The 2,555-nt window shown below is 30.2% G+C and carries 4 protein-coding genes; 2 read left to right on the top strand and 2 right to left on the bottom strand.

Features of this window, described 5'->3' with window-relative positions:
* Positions 1-87 precede the first annotated feature (87 nt).
* Positions 88-231: a hypothetical protein gene (locus tag ACTHW2_RS12900; protein ID WP_442264295.1), complete on the bottom strand. Its 144-nt coding sequence runs from the start codon at positions 229-231 to the stop codon at positions 88-90.
* A gap of 392 nt (positions 232-623) precedes the next feature.
* Between ACTHW2_RS12900 and ACTHW2_RS12895 the strand changes: the two genes are divergently transcribed.
* Positions 624-923, top strand: a complete 300-nt coding sequence (locus ACTHW2_RS12895; RefSeq protein ID WP_442264294.1) for a hypothetical protein — start codon at positions 624-626, stop codon at positions 921-923.
* Between the two features lie 71 nt (positions 924-994).
* On the opposite strand, the gene ACTHW2_RS12890 is transcribed toward ACTHW2_RS12895, so the two are convergent.
* Positions 995-1,561: a hypothetical protein gene (locus ACTHW2_RS12890; protein ID WP_442264293.1), complete on the bottom strand. Its 567-nt coding sequence runs from the start codon at positions 1,559-1,561 to the stop codon at positions 995-997.
* A gap of 69 nt (positions 1,562-1,630) precedes the next feature.
* Here ACTHW2_RS12890 and ACTHW2_RS12885 point away from each other — a divergent pair, with 69 nt between their 5' ends.
* Positions 1,631-1,954, top strand: a complete 324-nt coding sequence (locus tag ACTHW2_RS12885) for a hypothetical protein (RefSeq protein ID WP_442264292.1) — start codon at positions 1,631-1,633, stop codon at positions 1,952-1,954.
* Positions 1,955-2,555 lie beyond the last annotated feature (601 nt).

Here is a 2,555-nt window from a genome sequence, read left to right as displayed (position 1 = left end):
CTCTATCCTAGTTGTATCAATCTTTATAGCTATTTTTCTGAATTTGTCATAATTTAGATTAAGACAAACTCAGAATCATATTAATTATTATTTTGATATGTGTTTCTTTATTAATTTTATCTCTTCTTTGAGTTTCTTATTTTCTTCTTTAACTTTTTTCACATCAGATATGGTAAATACCAAACTCGCTAATGTCAGGTATGCCACAATTGTAGTTATTGTTAGGGACATAAATTAGACCACCCTTTATATTTTATTATAATTAAAAGTAACTTAATTTCTATTGTATCTCAACATCAAAACATCAAAAGATTTACATCTCACTTTATATCTATGAGTTTTACTCAATTGCTATTAAGACAAACTCAGGCAATTCCTGTGAAACTATTGTATTTTTACACGATAAGGTCATTCAATTATTCACATTCGATAAAAACAAGAATTCTATTTTAAAAAACGGCACAGATACTAAACATTTTTATTCAAAAAACTATTCTAATAGCAAATGGATAAAAAAAACTGTTAACCAAATGCAAGAGAGTTTTCAGAGATATCTAAACCTGATGCAAGAGCAAGAAAAGAGAAGCAGAGAAAGGTTAGAGAGCTTGAACAGAGAAATCGTAATGAACACGCAGAAAGGGATAGACCTTCTAAATCAAGAGCTAAAGAGCTTGAGCAAGGAAACAAGGAGAAACACAGAGAAAGAGTTAGACCAACTAAATCAAGGGGTAGGGAACTTGAACTCTAATTTAAAAAAATCTATAAACAGGATATTTAGTGAAATGGATTCAACCGTAAATAAACTAAAGAATAATATCCAGCATACAGAGTTTAAAGATAAGGCAGCTAATGCTTTTCCTATTGCTGTATTAGCTAGTATATTTACTTTGTTTTTAAATTGGCTGTTTAATTATTTTTTTTAATTTCCAGTCATTTTTTAATTATTTCAGAGATGACTCAGGTTCTGCAGAACCTGAGTCATCTCTTTTGATTTTTAGTTTGCTCTAAAGGAAGTTTGCACTCCGGGAAGTACCCTATATTTTTTAAAATTTAAAGAATATGCGGTTCCTGTAAGATAAGCAACTCCTCCATTATTTTTATTCATTGTTACTGCACCATTAAGGGTAGAACCTAAGGCTCCCATTCCCCCTATTACTGCATCCCTTCTGAATCCAGAATGGTACCTAAGCTTTACAAGCCCTTCAAAATGGTAAGGCCATGCCGTTGCAGGCCTAACAGTCCAGTATACAATCCTACCAGAATCTCCTGCATAGATACTAGCATATCCTCCTGGCCCCGTGGCAGAAGAAAATGGTGTAATTTCTGAGTCCACATTGCTCACGACACTGTCTGGATGATTTAAAATAGAGTCCGAAATTTCTTCATCATTCCCTAAGTCCCAAACAGTAATCTCGTCATCCTCATACTTAATTGTACCTATTTGTTCCAATTGCTTTAACTCATCTTCAAAGGTTTTACTTTCCCCATCAACCGCTGAAACAGGAACAGTCATAACCAAAAGAACTAAAGCTACAGAAATAACTGATAATAATCTCTTCAAAATCAACACCCCTTTGTGTATTTTATTTCTATGGTATAATATAACATAAAAAGACATGGGGTGGTAACAGTGGAACAAAAATATGATAATTATTATAAAAATATGTTACAAGGATTCTGTAGAGTTAATAATATTTACTTAGGTTTAACATTTGAAGAAATAGAAGGTTTAGTTGCCATTGATATTAAAAACAATCTTGAGAATGGTGTTAATCTTGATTGTCTACGGATAATAGATTTTATTTATCGAACTGTTACACCTTTTGATATAAAATATACTCAAACTTTACATTTATATCCCAATTCCAAAAGATTAGATAAGGTCACGGTATTATTTGATAAAAACGATTATATGCTATTGAATAAAATTCTTGGAGATAAAATATCAAATTGACCAAAATGCAGAACTTAGTACATTAATATTTTGTTCTAAGTTAGTTCTATTCTATCAATTAGAGCCCCCTATGCGATAACCTAATCTTAGCTGTGGAACAGCAGTTCCATAATCATTTTCTACAGCTTTTAATAAATATCCATATTTATTTCTTACTTTGCAACCTTTAAAACTCTTCTTTCTAAATCGTAGAATATTGAATACATATCTTCTTCCATTCCTAAACACTCTTTTAGTTTTTTTAGCTTAATCTCCCTTTTTACAATCTTTTGTCATAGATTGTCCAGTTATCTAATTTTTTTCTGACAAACAAAATGTATTAAATACTACTTATTATTGTGCATAAAGATGTTTTTTCTTTCGTTAACTAACTTTATTACTACAACTAAGGCCTAAGTTATCATACCCGTTTGATTAAGTTTACTATCATAGTCATTTTTTAAAGTTGCTATTAAATAATTATATTTATTTTTAACAACTCCCTTATTCGATATTATACCCTAGATTCAACTAATTTTTTTCATTTATCGGCTCATACCTCTTGATTTATTTTTTTCTTCTAAATATATGATACCATTTAGATTTTTTCTCTATCTCTTTT

Origin of the sequence: Tissierella sp. (assembly GCF_052089545.1) — a bacterium.
Lineage (GTDB): Bacteria > Bacillota > Clostridia > Tissierellales > Tissierellaceae > Tissierella_A.
Note: the sequence above shows the minus strand (reverse complement) of the source record. Positions and strands in the feature narration are given on the sequence as shown.